Source organism: Mycobacterium hackensackense (assembly GCF_025822555.1).
In the GTDB taxonomy this organism is placed as follows: Bacteria; Actinomycetota; Actinomycetes; order Mycobacteriales; family Mycobacteriaceae; genus Mycobacterium; species Mycobacterium fluoranthenivorans.
This window is the reverse complement of the sequence record NZ_JACKUC010000029.1, coordinates 1,164,309-1,180,459: the sequence shown is the minus strand read 5'-3', so window position 1 is coordinate 1,180,459 and position 16,151 is coordinate 1,164,309. Positions and strand designations below refer to the sequence as shown.

14 protein-coding genes are annotated in these 16,151 nt (G+C 68.3%); 10 read left to right on the top strand and 4 right to left on the bottom strand.

Annotated elements, in window-relative coordinates; all coding sequences use genetic code 11:
• Nucleotides 1-257: 257 nt before the first annotated feature.
• Nucleotides 258-1,130, top strand: a complete 873-nt coding sequence (locus tag H7J86_RS08725) for a MaoC family dehydratase (protein ID WP_267290446.1) — start codon at nt 258-260, stop codon at nt 1,128-1,130.
• Entirely contained in the window at nt 1,127-2,041 is a 915-nt protein-coding gene (locus H7J86_RS08720) for a universal stress protein (RefSeq protein WP_267290444.1), read from the top strand. Before H7J86_RS08725 ends, H7J86_RS08720 begins: the two co-directional genes overlap by 4 nt.
• Nucleotides 2,042-2,043: 2 nt before the next feature.
• Here the strand turns inward: H7J86_RS08720 and H7J86_RS08715 are convergent, their stop codons facing one another.
• Complete coding sequence (locus H7J86_RS08715; RefSeq protein WP_267290650.1) at nt 2,044-3,336, bottom strand: HNH endonuclease signature motif containing protein; 1,293 nt, start codon at nt 3,334-3,336, stop codon at nt 2,044-2,046.
• An 85-nt stretch (nt 3,337-3,421) separates the two neighbouring features.
• Between H7J86_RS08715 and H7J86_RS08710 the strand changes: the two genes are divergently transcribed.
• Nucleotides 3,422-6,724, top strand: coding sequence for an error-prone DNA polymerase (locus H7J86_RS08710; protein ID WP_267290442.1), 3,303 nt, complete (start codon nt 3,422-3,424; stop codon nt 6,722-6,724).
• A 155-nt stretch (nt 6,725-6,879) separates the two neighbouring features.
• Nucleotides 6,880-7,101: a hypothetical protein gene (locus H7J86_RS08705; RefSeq protein ID WP_276064988.1), complete on the top strand. Its 222-nt coding sequence runs from the start codon at nt 6,880-6,882 to the stop codon at nt 7,099-7,101.
• 48 nt (nt 7,102-7,149) lie between these two features.
• On the opposite strand, the gene H7J86_RS08700 is transcribed toward H7J86_RS08705, so the two are convergent.
• Complete coding sequence (locus H7J86_RS08700) at nt 7,150-7,563, bottom strand: TIGR03667 family PPOX class F420-dependent oxidoreductase (RefSeq protein WP_090356164.1); 414 nt, start codon at nt 7,561-7,563, stop codon at nt 7,150-7,152.
• 23 nt (nt 7,564-7,586) lie between these two features.
• Here H7J86_RS08700 and H7J86_RS08695 point away from each other — a divergent pair, with 23 nt between their 5' ends.
• A complete protein-coding gene (locus H7J86_RS08695; RefSeq protein WP_090356163.1) occupies nt 7,587-8,228 on the top strand; it encodes a nitroreductase family protein in 642 nt (213 codons plus the stop codon).
• Between the two features lie 3 nt (nt 8,229-8,231).
• Here the strand turns inward: H7J86_RS08695 and H7J86_RS08690 are convergent, their stop codons facing one another.
• Complete coding sequence (locus tag H7J86_RS08690; protein WP_187098498.1) at nt 8,232-8,696, bottom strand: tRNA (cytidine(34)-2'-O)-methyltransferase; 465 nt, start codon at nt 8,694-8,696, stop codon at nt 8,232-8,234.
• 168 nt (nt 8,697-8,864) lie between these two features.
• Between H7J86_RS08690 and H7J86_RS08685 the strand changes: the two genes are divergently transcribed.
• From H7J86_RS08685 to H7J86_RS08665, 5 genes are read left to right on the top strand one after another with little or no spacing between them, the layout of a single operon-like run.
• Nucleotides 8,865-11,468 carry a HAMP domain-containing sensor histidine kinase gene (locus H7J86_RS08685; RefSeq protein WP_267290440.1) on the top strand — a complete coding sequence of 868 codons (2,604 nt, stop codon included), beginning with the start codon at nt 8,865-8,867 and terminating at the stop codon, nt 11,466-11,468.
• Nucleotides 11,465-11,866, top strand: a complete 402-nt coding sequence (locus H7J86_RS08680) for a roadblock/LC7 domain-containing protein (RefSeq protein ID WP_090356155.1) — start codon at nt 11,465-11,467, stop codon at nt 11,864-11,866. Before H7J86_RS08685 ends, H7J86_RS08680 begins: the two co-directional genes overlap by 4 nt.
• 9 nt (nt 11,867-11,875) lie before the next feature.
• Nucleotides 11,876-12,244, top strand: coding sequence for a DUF742 domain-containing protein (locus H7J86_RS08675; RefSeq protein ID WP_187098500.1), 369 nt, complete (start codon nt 11,876-11,878; stop codon nt 12,242-12,244).
• 22 nt (nt 12,245-12,266) lie between these two features.
• Entirely contained in the window at nt 12,267-12,830 is a 564-nt protein-coding gene (locus H7J86_RS08670) for a GTP-binding protein (protein WP_090356331.1), read from the top strand.
• Nucleotides 12,827-13,390, top strand: a complete 564-nt coding sequence (locus H7J86_RS08665; RefSeq protein WP_267290438.1) for a pentapeptide repeat-containing protein — start codon at nt 12,827-12,829, stop codon at nt 13,388-13,390. Before H7J86_RS08670 ends, H7J86_RS08665 begins: the two co-directional genes overlap by 4 nt.
• 64 nt (nt 13,391-13,454) lie before the next feature.
• Here H7J86_RS08665 and H7J86_RS08660 read toward each other — a convergent pair whose 3' ends face one another.
• The gene (locus H7J86_RS08660; RefSeq protein WP_267290436.1) at nt 13,455-16,097 is read right to left on the bottom strand and encodes an FHA domain-containing protein; all 2,643 of its coding nucleotides are present in this window, start codon (nt 16,095-16,097) and stop codon (nt 13,455-13,457) included.
• Nucleotides 16,098-16,151: the final 54 nt, after the last annotated feature.

The following is a 16,151-nucleotide window of genomic DNA, read 5'->3' as shown; positions in this document are numbered from 1 at the left end:
CAACCCGTCAACCGCGTACCTGACCTGTCAGGTCAGTACAGCCGGCGCTCGGTGCGCCATCGCGCCGGCCCGATGCGGGCTCATTAGGATACGACGCGAATCTGAGACAGATTCCATATGAAATCTCGTGCGACACCCCCGAATCGCAGCAGGTCAGCACTCCGTCATATGACAGTGGATCTGAGGATCTACATCAACTAGCGTTCCGACACGAGCTCGTCACACCGCCTCGCCGGACGAAAAAGGGAGACCCCGCCATGCCGATCGATCCGAGTGCCGTCGGCGCCACAACCGATCCCCAGGACTTCACCTGGACCGACCGCGACACCCTGCTCTACGCACTCGGCGTAGGCGCCGGTGTCGACGATCTGGCCTTCACCACCGAGAACAGTCACGACATCGAACAGCAGGTGCTGCCCACCTTCGCGATCATCGCCTGCTCACCGTTCGCGGCGGCGCTCAAGATCGGCAGCTTCAACTTCGGCATGCTGCTGCACGGGTCCCAGGAAATCCGGCTGCACAAGCCGCTGCCCCCGGCCGGACGGCTGCGTGTGCACTCCGAGGTCGCCGACATCCAGGACAAGGGTGAGGGCAAGAACGCCGTGGTGATGCTCAAGGGCTACGGCGCCGACCCAGATACCGGCGAGGTCGTGGTGGAAACCCTGACCACGGTGGTGATCCGCGGCGAAGGCGGATTCGGCGGGCAGCCCGGCCTGCGACCAACCGCCCCCGAGTTCCCCGACCGGGCACCCGATGCGACAGTGGTCCTGCCCACCCGCGAGGACCAGGCGCTGCTGTACCGGCTCTCCGGCGATCGCAACCCGCTGCACAGCGACCCCTGGTTCGCCCAGACCCTGGCCGGCTTTCCCAAGCCGATCCTGCACGGGCTGTGCACCTACGGGGTGGCCGGCCGTGCGCTGGTCGCTGAACTCGGTGGCGGTGACGCGACGAAGGTCCACGCGGTGGCCGCCCGCTTCAGCTCGCCGGTCTTCCCCGGTGAGACACTGACCACCTCGATCTGGCGCACCGGCGACGGCCGGGCGGTGTTCCGTACCGAGGCCGCCGCACCGGACGGATCCGGTGCGCGGGTGGTCCTGGACGACGGGGTCGCCGAGTACTCGAGCCGATGAGACTGGTTGTCGGATATCTGGCCACCCCCGGTGGCGCCGATGCGCTGGCACTCGGGGTCCGGTTCGCGCGGACTCTGGGTGCCGAGATCGAGTTGTGCGTCGTGCTGCCGCCGGACCGGATGGTGCCCGCACTGGTGAATGCCGGTGGCTACGAACAGGAGCTGTCCCGGCAGGCGCAGGAATGGCTCGCCGAGGCGATGGCCGGTGTTCCTGCCGATGTCGTGGTGAACCCGCACGTGAGCTTCAGCGATTCGTTCGCCGACGGGCTGATCCGTGAGGCGCTGCGACTGGATGCCGTGGCCATCGTGGTGGGTGGCGCCGGCGGCGGCCTGGCCGGAAGGTTGTCACTGGGCTCGGTGGTCAACGAACTGCTGCATTCGGCACCCGTTCCGGTGGCCGTGGCGCCCAGGGGAATTCGACTCTCCGGCGTCGAACGGGTCCGTGAGGTCACCTGCGCACTCGGCGAGCGCGCCGGCGCCGACGTGCTGCTGGACACGGCGGTGGCGGCCAGCCGGGCCGCGGGCACGCCGCTGCGACTGGTCTCCTTGGTGGCGCTGGACCCGATGCTGGGTGGGCTGCGCAGCGATCCGGACGCGGTGCGTGAACACGCCCTGACACATGGGCGCCTGGTGCTGGACGCCGCCAAAGAATCTCTGCCGAAGGATTTTCCGGTGACGGCGACGGTGACCGATGGTTCGACCGTGGAAGACGCAGTGAACAAGCTGCCCTGGCGCGACGGCGATCTCATCATGGTCGGGTCCAGCCGACTGGCCGCGCCGCGCAAGCTCTTCCTCGGATCGACCGCGGCCAAGATACTGCGCGTCGTCGAAGTCCCGATCGTCGTGGTTCCCCGAACCCCGTACCGGGACGGGGACGGTATGAGTACGGAGGTCGTCGGACGGGCGCCGTAACGCTAGTTGGTGCTCGGCGGCGGCTGGGGTTCGAAGGGGTGGTACCACCACCATTGGGCGCGTTCCCCGGTCGGTCCGGGGTTGGGCGGGACCGCGGGTGCCGGTGTGGTGGGTGGGCGGGCCAAGGCTCCGCCGTCGAGTTTTCGGCCGTCGGTGTCGGTGACGGCCAGCCGGTCCGCGGGTCCGGTGAGGGTGAGGCCGCCGCGGTGATGCATGCGGTGGTGATAGGGGCAGAGCAAGACCAGGTTGGACAGTTCGGTGGGGCCGCCGTCTTCCCAATGCTGGAGGTGGTGGGCGTGCAGTCCGCGGGTGGCACTGCAGCCGGGGATCACGCAGCAGTGGTCGCGGTGCTCGAGGGCGCGGCGCAGGCGGCGGCTGATGGTGCGGGTGGTCCGGCCGGAGCCGATCGGTTGGCCGTGGCGTTCGAACCACACCTCGCAGGTGGTATCGCAGAGCACATACTGGCGTTCGTCCTCGGAGAGGATCGGACCCAGGTGTAGCGCGGCTGCGGGCTTGTCGATATCGAGGTGCACGACCACGGTGGTGTGCTGGCCGTGCGGGCGGCGGGCCACGTCGGTGTCCCAGCCGGCCTCGACCAGGCTCATGAAGGCGTCCACGCGCGTCGGGAACGGGCTGCTGTCCCCGCTGTCTTCGGTGTCGGTGGGGTGTTCGGCGATCAGCGCGTCGTGGTGGGACTGCAGCGCGGCATCGAATTTCGCGGCGTCCAGCCGCGGGAGCCGGATCCGGTAAGTCGTATAGGTGTCGTCGGGGCTGCTGGTCTTGGTGAACTCGCGGCGCGGCTCGGACGGTGTCTCAGGATCAGGGTGCGGTTCCATGGGGCTGCTGGTCTTGGTGAACTCGCGGCGCGGCTCGGACGGTGTCTCAGGATCAGGGTGCGGTTCCATCTTGATTGCGGTACGCAACTGGCTGACGGTGGCCACCGCAGCGAGTTCGGCGTAGTGCGCATCGGAGCCTTCGGCGGCGCGTTCGGCGATGACCCCGACCTGATCCAGCGACAACCGGCCTTCGCGCAGGGCTTCGGTGCAGCGCGGGAACTCCTGCAGCCGCCGTGCGATCGCGACGACGGTCTCGGCGTTGCGGGGTGCGACCCCGGTCTTCCACGCCACCAACGACGACATGGAGCGGACGCCGGTCAAACCGGCGAGCTCCTCGCGCTCCAGTTCGGCCACGATCTGCACCAGGCGCCCGTCGATCGCGTTGCGCTGCCCGCACAACTCGGCGATCTCGTCGAACAACACCTCTTGCGGTACCGGACATAACCCCAATTCTCGCAGAGGGGTACGACAAGTTCTGACCTCCGCGACGGGTCGGCCCAAACCCGACTGGTCATCGAACAAATGTTCGATTACTCTGGGTCGGGTGGGCTGGCACAACGGACCGCCGACCTGGTCGGAGATGGAGCGGGTACTCTCTGGCCGATTTCCTCGGCCTGCCGAGGGTGGCGGGCCCCGCCGGATAGAGGCCCCGCCGGGTGACGGCGGGGACAGCCCCGGCTGGTCGCGCAAGCGCGGTGCCTACCGTCCTGCGGATTTCGAACGGGCCCGGTCCAAGGTCCCGTACGCCGAACTGCACACGCATTCGGCATACAGCTTCCTGGACGGGGCCAGCACGCCGGAGGAACTCGTCGAGGAAGCGGCCCGGCTTGATCTGCGGGCCATCGCGCTGACCGACCACGACGGGCTCTACGGGGTGGTGCGGTTCGCCGAGGCCGCCCGCGAGCTCAACGTGGCCACGGTGTTCGGGGCTGAACTGTCACTGGGTAACGTGGCCCGCACCGAGGATCCCGATCCGCCCGGGCCGCACCTGCTGGTGCTGGCAAGGGGGCCGGAGGGATACCGGCGACTGTCCCGCCAGCTGGCCGCCGCGCATCTGGCCGGTGGGGAGAAGGGTAAGCCGCGCTACGACTTCGACGCGCTCACCGAGGCCGCGGGTGGGCACTGGCACATCCTCACGGGCTGCCGCAAAGGGCATGTCCGCCAAGCGTTGTCCGGCGGGGGCCCGGACGCGGCCGCGCGCGCGTTGGCCGACCTGGTGGACCGGTTCGGACGCGATCGGGTCAGCATCGAGCTGAGTCACCACGGTCATCCGCGCGATCACGAGCGCAATGCCGCGCTGGCCGCATTGGCGCCGCGGTTCGGGGTGGGCGTGGTGGCCACCACCGGTGCGCATTTCGCCGAGCCGTCCCGTGGTCGACTGGCCATGGCGATGGCAGCCATCCGGGCGCGCCACTCACTGGACTCCGCGGCCGGCTGGCTGGCCCCGCTGGGTGGGGCACATCTGCGCTCGGGAGAGGAGATGACGCGGCTGTTCGGTCCCGATATCGTCTCGGCGGCAGCGGATCTCGGCGAGCAGTGCACCTTCGAGCTGAGACTCATCGCACCCCGGCTGCCCCCGTTCGCGGTGCCGGACGGGCACACCGAGAACAGCTGGCTGCGCCACCTCGTCGACGCCGGCGCCGCTGAACGCTACGGGTCACCGCAGCAGGCGCCCAAAGCCTATGCGCAGATCGAGCACGAACTGAAGATCATCGAGCAGTTGAACTTCCCGGGCTATTTCCTTGTGGTGCACGACATCACCCGGTTCTGCCGGGAGAACGGCATCCTGTGTCAGGGCAGGGGATCGGCGGCCAACTCGGCGGTCTGCTACGCCCTCAAGGTCACCAATGTCGACCCCGTCAGAAACGAGTTGCTGTTCGAGCGGTTCCTGTCCCCGGCCCGGGATGGCCCACCCGATATCGATATCGACATCGAATCGGACCTGCGCGAGAACGCCATCCAATACGTCTACCAACGATACGGGCGGGACTACGCCGCGCAGGTCGCCAATGTCATCACCTACCGGGGACGCAGTGCGATCCGGGATATGGCGCGTGCCCTGGGTTTCTCGCAAGGGCAGCAGGACGCGTGGAGCAAGCAGATCAGCCGGTGGAACGGACTCGCCGACTCACCTGATGTAGAGGACATCCCCGCCCAGGTGGTGGACCTGGCCACGCAGATCTCCAACCTGCCCCGTCATATGGGTATTCACTCCGGCGGCATGGTGATCTGCGACCGTCCGATCGCCGACGTGTGCCCGGTGGAATGGGCCAGGATGGAAAACCGCAGCGTGCTGCAGTGGGATAAAGATGACTGCGCGGCAATAGGTTTGGTGAAGTTCGACATGCTCGGGCTCGGTATGCTCTCGGCCCTGCACTACGCCATCGACCTGGCGGCCGAACACAAGGGGCTCAAGGTCGACCTGGCGCAGCTGGATCTCTCCGAGCCCGCGGTGTACGAGATGTTGCAGCGCGCCGATTCGGTCGGGGTGTTCCAGGTGGAGTCGCGGGCGCAGATGGCGACCCTGCCGCGGCTGAAGCCCCGCGAGTTCTACGACCTGGTGGTGGAGGTGGCGCTGATCCGTCCCGGCCCGATCCAGGGCGGGTCGGTGCATCCTTACATCCGGCGGCGCAACGAACTGGAGGAGGTCACCTACGACCACCCGTCGATGGAACCGGCGCTGAAAAAGACGCTGGGGGTGCCGCTCTTCCAGGAGCAGCTCATGCAGTTGGCGGTCGACTGCGCCGGGTTCAGTGCCGCCGAGGCCGACGAGCTGCGCCGCGCCATGGGCTCCAAACGCTCCACCGAGCGGATGCGCCGGCTCCGCAGACGGTTCTACGACGGGATGCGGGACAAGCACGGCATCACCGGGGATATCGCCGACCGCATCTACGACAAGCTGGAGGCCTTCGCCAATTTCGGTTTCCCGGAAAGTCATTCGCTGAGTTTCGCGTCGCTGGTGTTCTATTCGTCCTGGTTCAAACTGCATCATCCCGCGGTGTTCTGCGCGGCCCTGCTGCGAGCCCAGCCGATGGGGTTCTACTCACCCCAATCGCTGGTGGCCGACGCCCGCAGGCACGGTGTCGCCGTGCACGGTGCGTGCGTCAATGCCAGCAGTCCGCATGCCACCTGCGAGAACGAGGGATCGGACGTGCGGCTCGGGCTCGGCGCCGTCCGGCATATCGGCGACGGGCTGGCGCAGCGCATCGTCGACGAGCGCGAGGCGCACGGACCGTTCGCCTCGCTGTTGGATCTGACTGCACGGGTGCAGCTGTCGGTCCCGCAGACCGAGGCGCTGGCCACCGCCGGTGCACTGGACTGTTTCGGGATCTCCCGCCGCGAGGCGTTGTGGTCGGCGGGAGCGGCCGCGACGCAACGCCCGGACCGGCTCCCCGGGGTGGGGGCCTCATCGCGTATCCCGTCGCTGCCCGGGATGACGGAACTGGAACTCACCGCGGCCGATGTATGGGCGACCGGGGTGTCCCCGGAGCGCTATCCCACCCAGTTCCTGCGGGAGAACTTCGACGAGCTCGGGGTGGTCCCCGCGGGCAGGCTGCTGGAGGTGCCCGACGGGACCCGCATCCTGGTGGCGGGTGCGGTGACGCACCGGCAGCGGCCGGCCACGGCGGCGGGGGTGACGTTCATGAACCTGGAGGACGAGACCGGCATGGTCAACGTGCTGTGCTCGCCCGGGGTGTGGTCCCGGCATCGCAAGCTGGCACAGACCGCGTCGGCGCTGATCATCCGGGGCATCGTGCAGAACGCGAGCGGGGCGGTCACCGTGGTGGCCGACCGGATGGCGCCGGTGGACCTGCGGGTGGGGTCGCGGTCCCGCGATTTCCGCTGACCGGTCGCTTCCCCCGATCGGGGGACACGCAGTTCACCCGGTGCATCCACCGGTCACCCGACAGATCTCGGGCGTGAACCGGGGCATTCTTGTCTCAACGGCGAAACAAGCCGACAAGACATACCAAAGCCTCACTCACGCAAAGGATTACGAACATGATCAAGACCCTCGGACTCAGCATCGTCACCGCCGGCATCCTGGGCGCCGGCGCCCTCGGCCTGGCCGGCACCGCCGCCGCGGCCACCACGACCACCGCCCCGAGCGGGCCGGGCTACTCCTACAGCCCCGACACCTACGCCCACCCGGCCCCGACCGCCATGCCCGGCTGGCACAACAACCACGGCCCGGCCCGGATCGCGCACCTGCAGAACCGCTGATCAACCACCGAACGCCTCTTCCCGGACGGGGAAGAGGCGTTCGGTGTGTCAGCCCTCGGTCGGGGTGGTCCACACCTTGTCGATGCCGATCTTGATGCGGGTGCTGTACCCGGACATCGCCTCGGTCAGCCCGAACTGTGCGGCGGCCGCCTCGTACTTGGCCCAGTACGGCGCGTCCTCGCGACCGTCGACCCCGTCGGCATCGATCCGGGCGGCGCCACCGATCACGACGATTCCGCCGCCGTGGCCGTCGGAGTCGAGGTTCAGGCTGACCTGCGGGTGGTTGCGGATGTGACGGACCTTGGCCGCACTCGGCGTGGTGTAGATGACGATGTCGGTTCCATCGAAGTAGAACCACACCAGTTTGGGTACCGGCTGGCCGGATTTGGCGACGGTGGTGAGCCAGCCGTAGTCGTCGGTTCTCAGCCGGTCTGCGATATCCGATGTCAATTCAGTGGTCATGGACGCGAATGTAGTCTCGCGGTATGACACTCAACCTGTCCGCGGAAGAAGTCCTCACCACCACGCGTTCGGTGCGCAAGCGTCTCGATTTCGACAAACCGGTGTCCCGCGAGGTGCTGCTCGAATGCCTGGATGTGGCGTTACAAGCACCGACAGGTTCCAATGCCCAAGGCTGGCAATGGGTTTTCGTCGAGGACGAGGCCAAGAAGAAGGCCATCGCCGACATCTACCGCACCAACGCCACCCCGTACCTGGCCTCGCCCAAGGATTCCTTCGGTGACGCCCGCGATGAGCAGATCGACGCGGTGCGGTCCTCGGCGAGCTACCTGAACGAGAACATGGAAAAGGCCCCGGTGCTGTTGATCCCGGTCCTGGAGGGCCGGCCCGACGGTGCGCCCGCCGGATTGAGCGCCTCGTTCTGGGGGTCGCTGCTGCCCGCGGTGTGGAGTTTCATGCTCGCGTTGCGCGCCCGCGGGCTGGGTTCGGCGTGGACGACACTGCACCTGCTCGGTGACGGGGAGAAGCAAGCCGCCGAACTGCTCGGTATCCCGTTCGAGAAGTACTCGCAGGCCGGCCTGTTCCCGATCGCCTACACCAAGGGCACCGATTTCAAGAAGGCCAAGCGGCTGCCGGCGGAGCAGTTCGCGCACTGGGACACCTGGTAACGGTCACACCGCGCCGTCGAACCCGTGCTGGCGCCACGCCTCGTACGCCGCCACCGCGGCCGCGTTCGACAGATTCAGTGAGCGCCGGCCGTCCAGCATGGGGATACGCACCCGGGCGGTGATATGCGGATCGGCCAGCGTCTGGGCGTCCAGGCCAGTCGGCTCCGGGCCGAACATCAACACATCGCCGGGCTGATAGGACACCTCGGCGAAGGACGTGTCGGCGTGCGCGGTGAACGCGTACACCGAGGCCGGCATCAACGCTGCCCACGCCGAGGCCAGGTCGGCATGCACCGTGACCGACGCCAGGTCGTGGTAGTCCAACCCGGCCCGGCGCAGCTTCGGCTCGGACAGATCGAAGCCGAGCGGCTCGACCAGGTGCAGTTCGCACCCCGTCGCCGCCACCATCCGGATCGCGTTTCCGGTGTTCGGCGCGATCCGGGGTGAGTAGAACAGCACGCGGAACATCCGACGATGATGTCATCCGCGCTATCACACAACCGAGCAACATCTCGGTCACGAACTGTGCGCGTTACCTGTGAACTGTAGAAAGCGCTGCATACGGCTGTCATACTCGAAAAATTGCGACAGGCGTGCCACGCCGGCCCCTGTGCGGGCAAACGCAGCAGGAAGCCGATGAGCGACGAATTCACCCACGCCACAGCGCAAGACGCGGCGCCTCCGGTCCGTAGGCCGTCGCGCTGGGCGCTGAGCAACTGGCCCGTCGGCTGGAAAGTGCTTGCCATCGCCCTGGTTCCGCTCGTGCTCGCCGGCGTTCTCGGTGGCCTGCGGATCTACTCCGGATTCAGCACCGCCGCCGAGTTGCGGCGCGCCGCCGACCGCGCCGAACTGGTGCCCGCCATCACCGACTACATGGCCGCGTTGGATTCCGCGCTGCTGGCCACCTCCACGGGAGCCGACGCGCAGCAGGCAGTGAGTGCGTTCGACTCGCGCCGTAAGGCCCTGGCGGACAAGCTCACCGGCACCGACGCGGTGCCCGACGTCGTCAAAGGCGTCGATGCGATTCTGCAGGGTGGTCGACAACTGCTCGACGGGGTGAGCTCCAACAGCATCGGCCTGCGCGACCGGATCACCACCTACGCCCCCATCCTGTTGACCGCGGAGGACGCGATCAACGGCTCGGTGCGGGTGGAGGACGAGAAGATCCGTGCCGAGACTCTGGGCTTGTCCCGGGCCGTCGGGGCGCGTGGGCAGATGATGATGCAGCAGCTGCTGGTCAATGGTGGTGCTGAGCTGCCCGAGCCGGAACTGCGCACCTCGATGATCACCCTGGCCGGTACCGAACCGTCGACACTGTTCGGGATGAGCCAGGTGCTCGGTGTCGGGTCGGCGGAAGCGCAGAAGCTGCAGGAGCAGATGGTCCGCCGGATGGGCATGATGTCCGACCCGGCTGCGGTACTGGCGAACAACCCCGACCTCGCCCAGTCGATCCAGGTCACCAACGAGATCGCCGGCAAGATCATCGCCGACACCTCGGCGTCGGTGACCGCCGCGGTGGAGAGCCAGGCCGCCAAGCAGCGCACCACCGCCATCCGGGACGCGATCGTCGTCGTCGGCGCCATCCTGGTTGCCCTGGCGGTGGTGGCCCTGGCCGCGCGTTCGTTGGTCCGGCCCTTGCGCCGGCTGCGTGACGGCGCGCTCAAGGTTGCGCACAAGGACCTGGCCCGCGAGTTGGAGCAGGTGCGCTCCGGTGGTGATCCCGGTCCGATCCGCCCGCTGCCCGTGCACACCACCGAGGAGATCGGCCAGGTCGCGCACGCGGTCGACGAGTTGCACGAACAGGCCGTCCTGCTGGCGGGCGAGCAGGCCAGGCTGCAGCTTCAGGTCAGCGACATGTTCGAGACGCTGTCGCGGCGAAGCCGGTCGCTGGTGGATCAGCAGCTCGCCCTGATCGACCAACTCGAACGCGATGAGGCCGACCCGCAACGGTTGCAGAGCCTGTTCCGGCTGGATCATCTCGCCGCGCGGATGCGCCGCAACGGCGCGAACCTGTTGGTGCTGTCGGGCACCAAGGTGTCCCGCGAGCAGTCCGGTCCGGTGCCGCTGGCAGCGGTGGTGCACGCCGCGGCCTCCGAGGTCGAGGACTACACCAGGGTGGTCACCGGATCCGTACCCGACAGCGAGATCAGTGGCGCGGTGGCCGCGGATCTGGTGCACGTCCTGGCCGAGTTGATGGACAACGCACTGCGGTACTCGCCGCCCAGCACCACGGTGTGGGTGTCGGCCGTCCACACCGGCGACGGTGCGCTCGTCATCGAGGTCGGCGACGAGGGGCTGGGGATGACCGAGGCCGATCTCCGTGTCGCCAACATCCGGCTGCAGTCCGGGGGTGAGATCAACCCGTACACCGCGCGGCATATGGGGCACTTCGTCATCGGGCGCCTTGCGGTGACCCACGGCTTGGTGGTGCGGTTGCGCAGCACCGAGGCCGGGAATCCGGCATCGGGTACCACCGCCGGTGTGTATGTGCCGCAAGCCCTGCTTGCCGGCGATTTCGCCACCGCCCCATTCGCCGATTTCGTCCCGGCGCCGGTGACCTCGGTGGCGCCGCCGGTGTTCGACCGGCCCCTCGCGGCACCCGAACCTGAACCCGCCGAAGAAGAGCAGAGTTTCCTTCTCCCGCAACGTCATCCAGGGGCCAGCGGGATCGCGGGCGGCTCCCCGGACGCCGAGCCGGAGGTCCGGCCGGTCGACCAGCCCACCGACACCTCGGCGTTCTTCGCCGCCCGGGCGCAGGTGCGCGACGACCCGCCCGCGGCACCGGCGCACGGTGAATCCGGCAGCGGCTCCGAGGACGCCATCTATCAGAAGATGTTGTCGGAATGGCTGGTCGATCCGACCGATCTGGGGCCGAGCGCCGACCTGGACTGGAAGTCGGTGTGGGACAACGGCTGGTCCGCCGCCGCAGCAGCCGAGGACGCACCGGTCACCGAGCACACCCCCGACGGTCTCCCGATGCGCCGGCCCGGTGCCCGGTTGGTGCCCGGGACGGGTCAGGCGGCCGACACCGGGACCCCGGTAGCATCTGACTCTGCCGACCACGAGTTCGACACCGGACCGCTGCCGGACCCGGCCGCCGTACGGGCCAGTCTGAGCAGCCACTTCGGCGGTGTGCACGCGGGCCGCACCCATGTCCGCGACGGCGAACATCCCGTCGCTTCGCTCGCCCCCGGCGAATATCCCGTCGCTTCGCTCGCCCCCGTGGAGGAACCCGAATGACGACGACCCGTGAGTCTCTCGACTGGCTGGTCTCCAAGTTCGCCCACGAGGTGTCCGGGGTGACGCACGCCGTGCTGGTATCCGCCGACGGCCTGCTGATGGCGGCCAGCGAGCACATGCCGATCGAGCGCGCCGACCAGCTGGCCGCGGTGGCATCCGGGCTGGCCAGCCTGTCGACCGGGGCCGCGCAGCTGTTCGAGGGTGGCCACGTCATGCAGTCGATCGTGGAGATGGAGAACGGTTACCTGCTGCTGATGCGGGTCGGCGACGGGTCCAACCTCGCTACGCTGGCCACCCGGTCCTGCGATATCGGGCAGATCGGCTACGAGATGGCCATCCTCGTCGAACGCGTCGGCACCGTCGTCCAATCGGCCCGGCGAGCCGGCCGGCCTTCGTAAGCCACGCTCGTGGACGAGTGGGAATCGGACGTCGGCGAACCCAACCTGGTACGGCCGTACACGCTGACCGCCGGGCGCACCGAGTCCGCCGTCCACCTGCCGTGGGAGGCGCCGATCCGTACCCTGGATTTCGGCCCGGCGCCGCGTTGGCCCGGCAATGACGTCCGCGCGCGGATACTGGAACTCGGCAGGGATGGTCCGTCCGTCGCGGAGATCGCCGCTCGTCTATCGTTGCCGCTCGGTGTGGCGCGTGTCCTGATCGGAGATCTCGTCACGCAGGGGTATCTGAGAGTGCACGCGACTCTCGGTGACTCGGCATCGGCCGATGAACGACGCGAACTGATCGGAAGGACTCTGCGTGGCCTACGGGCTCTTTGAAGGCGGCACCGCACATCCTCCGCTGTCGTCGCGCAAGCGCTCCTCTTCCTCCACCAAGATCGTCATCTCCGGCGGTTTCGGCGCGGGCAAGACGACGTTCGTCGGCGCGGTCTCGGAGATCATGCCGCTGCGCACCGAGGCGCTGGTGACCAACGCGTCGGCCGGTGTCGACGGGCTGGAGGCCACCCCGAACAAGAGCACCACCACGGTGGCCATGGACTTCGGCCGCATCACCCTGGCCGAGGATCTGGTGCTGTACCTGTTCGGCACACCGGGCCAGCGGCGATTCTGGTTCATGTGGGACGACCTGGTGCGCGGGGCCATCGGTGCGGTGATCCTGGTCGACGTGCGCCGGCTGCAGGACAGTTTCGCCGCGGTGGATTTCTTCGAGGCGCGCAAGCTTCCCTTCATCATCGCGGTGAACGAGTTCGACGGGGGAGCGCGGCATCCCGAGGCGGCGATCCGTCAGGCCCTGGCGCTGTCGGACACCATCCCGATCGTCACGGTCGATGCCCGCGACCGGAACTCGGCGCGGGACGCCCTGATCGCTGTCACCGAGTACGCCCTGGCCGCACTGCCGTCATGACCGAACCCGAACAGGTCTGGGTGGACCGCGAGTTCACCGGACACGACTTTCGCGGGGAAGACCTCAGCCGGATCCGCACCGAACGCACGGTGTTCGACGAATGCGATTTCAGCGGAGTGGACCTCACCGAATCGGTGCATACCGGGTCGGCGTTCCGCAACTGCAACTTCCGCAGGGCCACGCTGTGGCACAGCACCTTCACCAACTGCAGCCTGCTGGGGTCGGTGTTCACCGAGGCCCGACTGCGGCCGGTGGTCATGGCGGAGGTCGACCTGACGCTGGCCGTCCTCGGTGGCTGCGATCTGCGCGGGATCGACCTGTCCGGGTCACGGCTGCGGGAGGCCAGCCTGGTGGGTGCGGACCTGCGCAAGGCGGTGCTGCGTCAGGCCGATCTGTCGGGTGTGCGGGTCCAGGACGCCAAGTTCGAGCAGGCGGACCTGCGTGGCGCCCGGCTGGATCCGACCTTCTGGACCACCGCGAAGGTGCGCGGCGCCCGGATCGACATTCCGCAGGGGCTGGCCTACGCCGCGGCGCACGGCCTCGACATCCACGGCGAGTAAACCGGGCGATTTGTGCACGTTCAGCGGCGCTGCCCGCCGGTAAACGTGCACAAATCGCAAGGAATCAGCCCGCTTTGAGGCGGATCTTCCACCGCACGAAGCTGACGTAGAACAGCGACAGGCCGGCCAGCATCGCCATGTTGAACAGCCAGGTCCCGGTGGTGTGCTTCCAGTGCGAATCGTCGGGTGACAGCGGGGCGGGCACGAGTTGGGTGAGGTCGATCGTCGATGCCGTCGCCGCAAACCCCCAGCGGGCCGGGGTGATCCAGGACATCTGGTCCAGCACGATGCGGCCCGTCACCGGGATCATGCCGCCGGAGAACACCAGCTGGGACATGATCGCGATCACCAGCAGCGGCATGATCTGTTCGTTGGACTTGGCCAGTGCCGACAACGCCAGACCGACCATCGCCGCGCACACGGTGGTGGCGGCGACGTCGACGTAGAGCTCGAGGCTGCGCGGCAGCAGCAGACCGGTCGCGACGGCACCCTCGCCCCAGCCCTTGCCGAGGATGGCGATGGTGACCGCGATGGCGGACTGCACCAGCGCGAAGACGGTGAAGATGGCCACCTTGGCCAGCAGGTAGGCGGTCGTCGACAACCCGACGGCCTGCTCGCGCAGGAAGATCGCGCGCTCGCCGATCAGGGCGCGGATGGTCAGCGCGGTACCCATGAAGATGGCGCCCACGTTCAACAGCACCAGGATCTGCCCCGGCTCGTTGGGTGCCTCACCACCCTTGATCGCGGGCACCGGAAGTCCGAACCCGACGTCGCCGGGCACCGTCAGCGCCAGCGTGCCCATGATGAACGGCAGGAGCGCCAGGAAGATGAAGTAGCCGCGGTCGGAGATGGTCAGCCGGAACTGCCGGCGCGCGATCGTCGAGAACTGGCGCACCAGGCTGGTCTTGGCGGGCTTGCCCAGATCGCCGGGTTGCTCGGACGGGGGCGCCGGGGGTGTCGGTGCGCTGCGCTCCAGATAGCGGCGGTACGCCTCGGCCGGGTCACCGGCCACACTGCTGAAGATGTCGGCCCAGTTCGTGGTGCCCAGCTGCGGGCCGATCTGGCTCGGCGGGCCCGCGAACGCCGTCTTGCCGCCGGGGGCCAGCAGCAGCACCTGGTCGCACACATCCAGATAGGTCAGCGAGTGCGTCACCACCAGCACCACACGACCGGCATCTGCCAGCTGGCGCAGCATCGACATCACCTGGCGGTCCAGTGCCGGGTCCAGACCGGACGTCGGCTCGTCGAGGATGAGCAGCGACGGACCGGTCAGCAGTTCCAGCGCCACCGAGGCGCGCTTGCGCTGACCGCCGGACAGCTTGTCGACGCGGGTCTCCAGATGCTTGGTCATCTCGAGTTCTTCGAGGACCTGCATGACGACCTGCTCGCGGTCTTCTTTGGTGGTGTCCGGCGGCAACCGCAGTTCCGCGGCGTACATCAGGGCCTGCTTGACGGTCAGCTGACCGTGCACCACGTCGTCCTGGGGGACCATCCCGATCCGGGAGCGCAGCGAGGCGTACTCGGCGTGGATGTCGTGGCCCTCGAAGGTGACGGTGCCGCTGGTCGGGTGGGTGTACCCGGCGACCTGCTTGGCGAACGTCGACTTACCGGCGCCGGACGGTCCGATCACGGCGGTCAGGGTGCCCGGTCGGGCGTCCAGGGAGATGTTGTCCAGCAGGGTCTTGTTGCCCTCGATGGTCCAGGTGAGGCCACGGACCTCCAGGCCGCCGGTCCGGGTGTCGGCCTCGGTCTCGGTGCGCCGGGCCAGGGTGCCGCCGGCGAAGACCAGGTCGACGTTACCGATGGTGACGACGTCGCCCTCGCGCAGCGTCGCCTCGTCGACCCGCTGGCCGTTGACGAAGGTGCCGTTGATGCTGCGGTTGTCGCGGATCTCGGTGCCGCCCGGCACGGGCACCAAGGTGGCGTGATGCCGCGAGGCGAGCACGTCGGGGATGACGATGTCATTGTCGGTCGCCCGACCGATCTTGATCCCGCCCGGCGGCACCTCGGGGGCGCGGCCCGGGCGCAGGATCTTGAGCATCGTCGTGCCGATGTTGTCGCCGCCGCCACTGCGCGGCACCGCGGTCGGCCCGATGGTGGTCGGCGGCGGGTAGTTGTCGGCGGCGGGCGCAGGCGGCTGGTAGGTCGGGTGCGCCGCGCTCTGCTGGGCGGGGTACGGCGCGCTCGGCTGCGGGCCGGACGGGTAGTGCGGGCCGGTGGGGTAGTGCGGCTGGGCCGGCACTCCGGGAGCCGACGGGTACTGCGGCTGCGGCCGTGACACGGGCGGTCCCGCTGTGGGCCAGGGACTGGACGACGGTGGCTGTGTCGGCCATGCCGTGCTCTGTCGCTGGGTGACCGGGATGGAGGCGGTCTGCGGCGGCGTACCGGCCGATCCCTGGTGGCGGCCCACCTCGAAGGTCAGCAGCGGACCATCGGGGTTACCGATGTTGAGGCGCTGGCCGTCGGTGATGTCTATGGTGGGCACCCGCTGGCCGTTGACGTACATCCCGTTGAGCGAGCCGTTGTCGATGGCGATCCAGCGGCCCTGGTCGAAGCGCAGCACCAGGTGTGCACGGGAGATCAGCGGGTGGGCGATCCGGACGTCTGCGCGCAGGTCACGACCGACGACGACATCGTTGCCGGCGGAGAAGGTCCGTGCGGACCCGTCGTAGCGAACGGACAGGGCGGGCGCGGCGGGTCGGCTCATCGTCTGCAACTCTATCGGTAGCGGCGTCGTCGTATGGGTCGGCGCACATGCCGA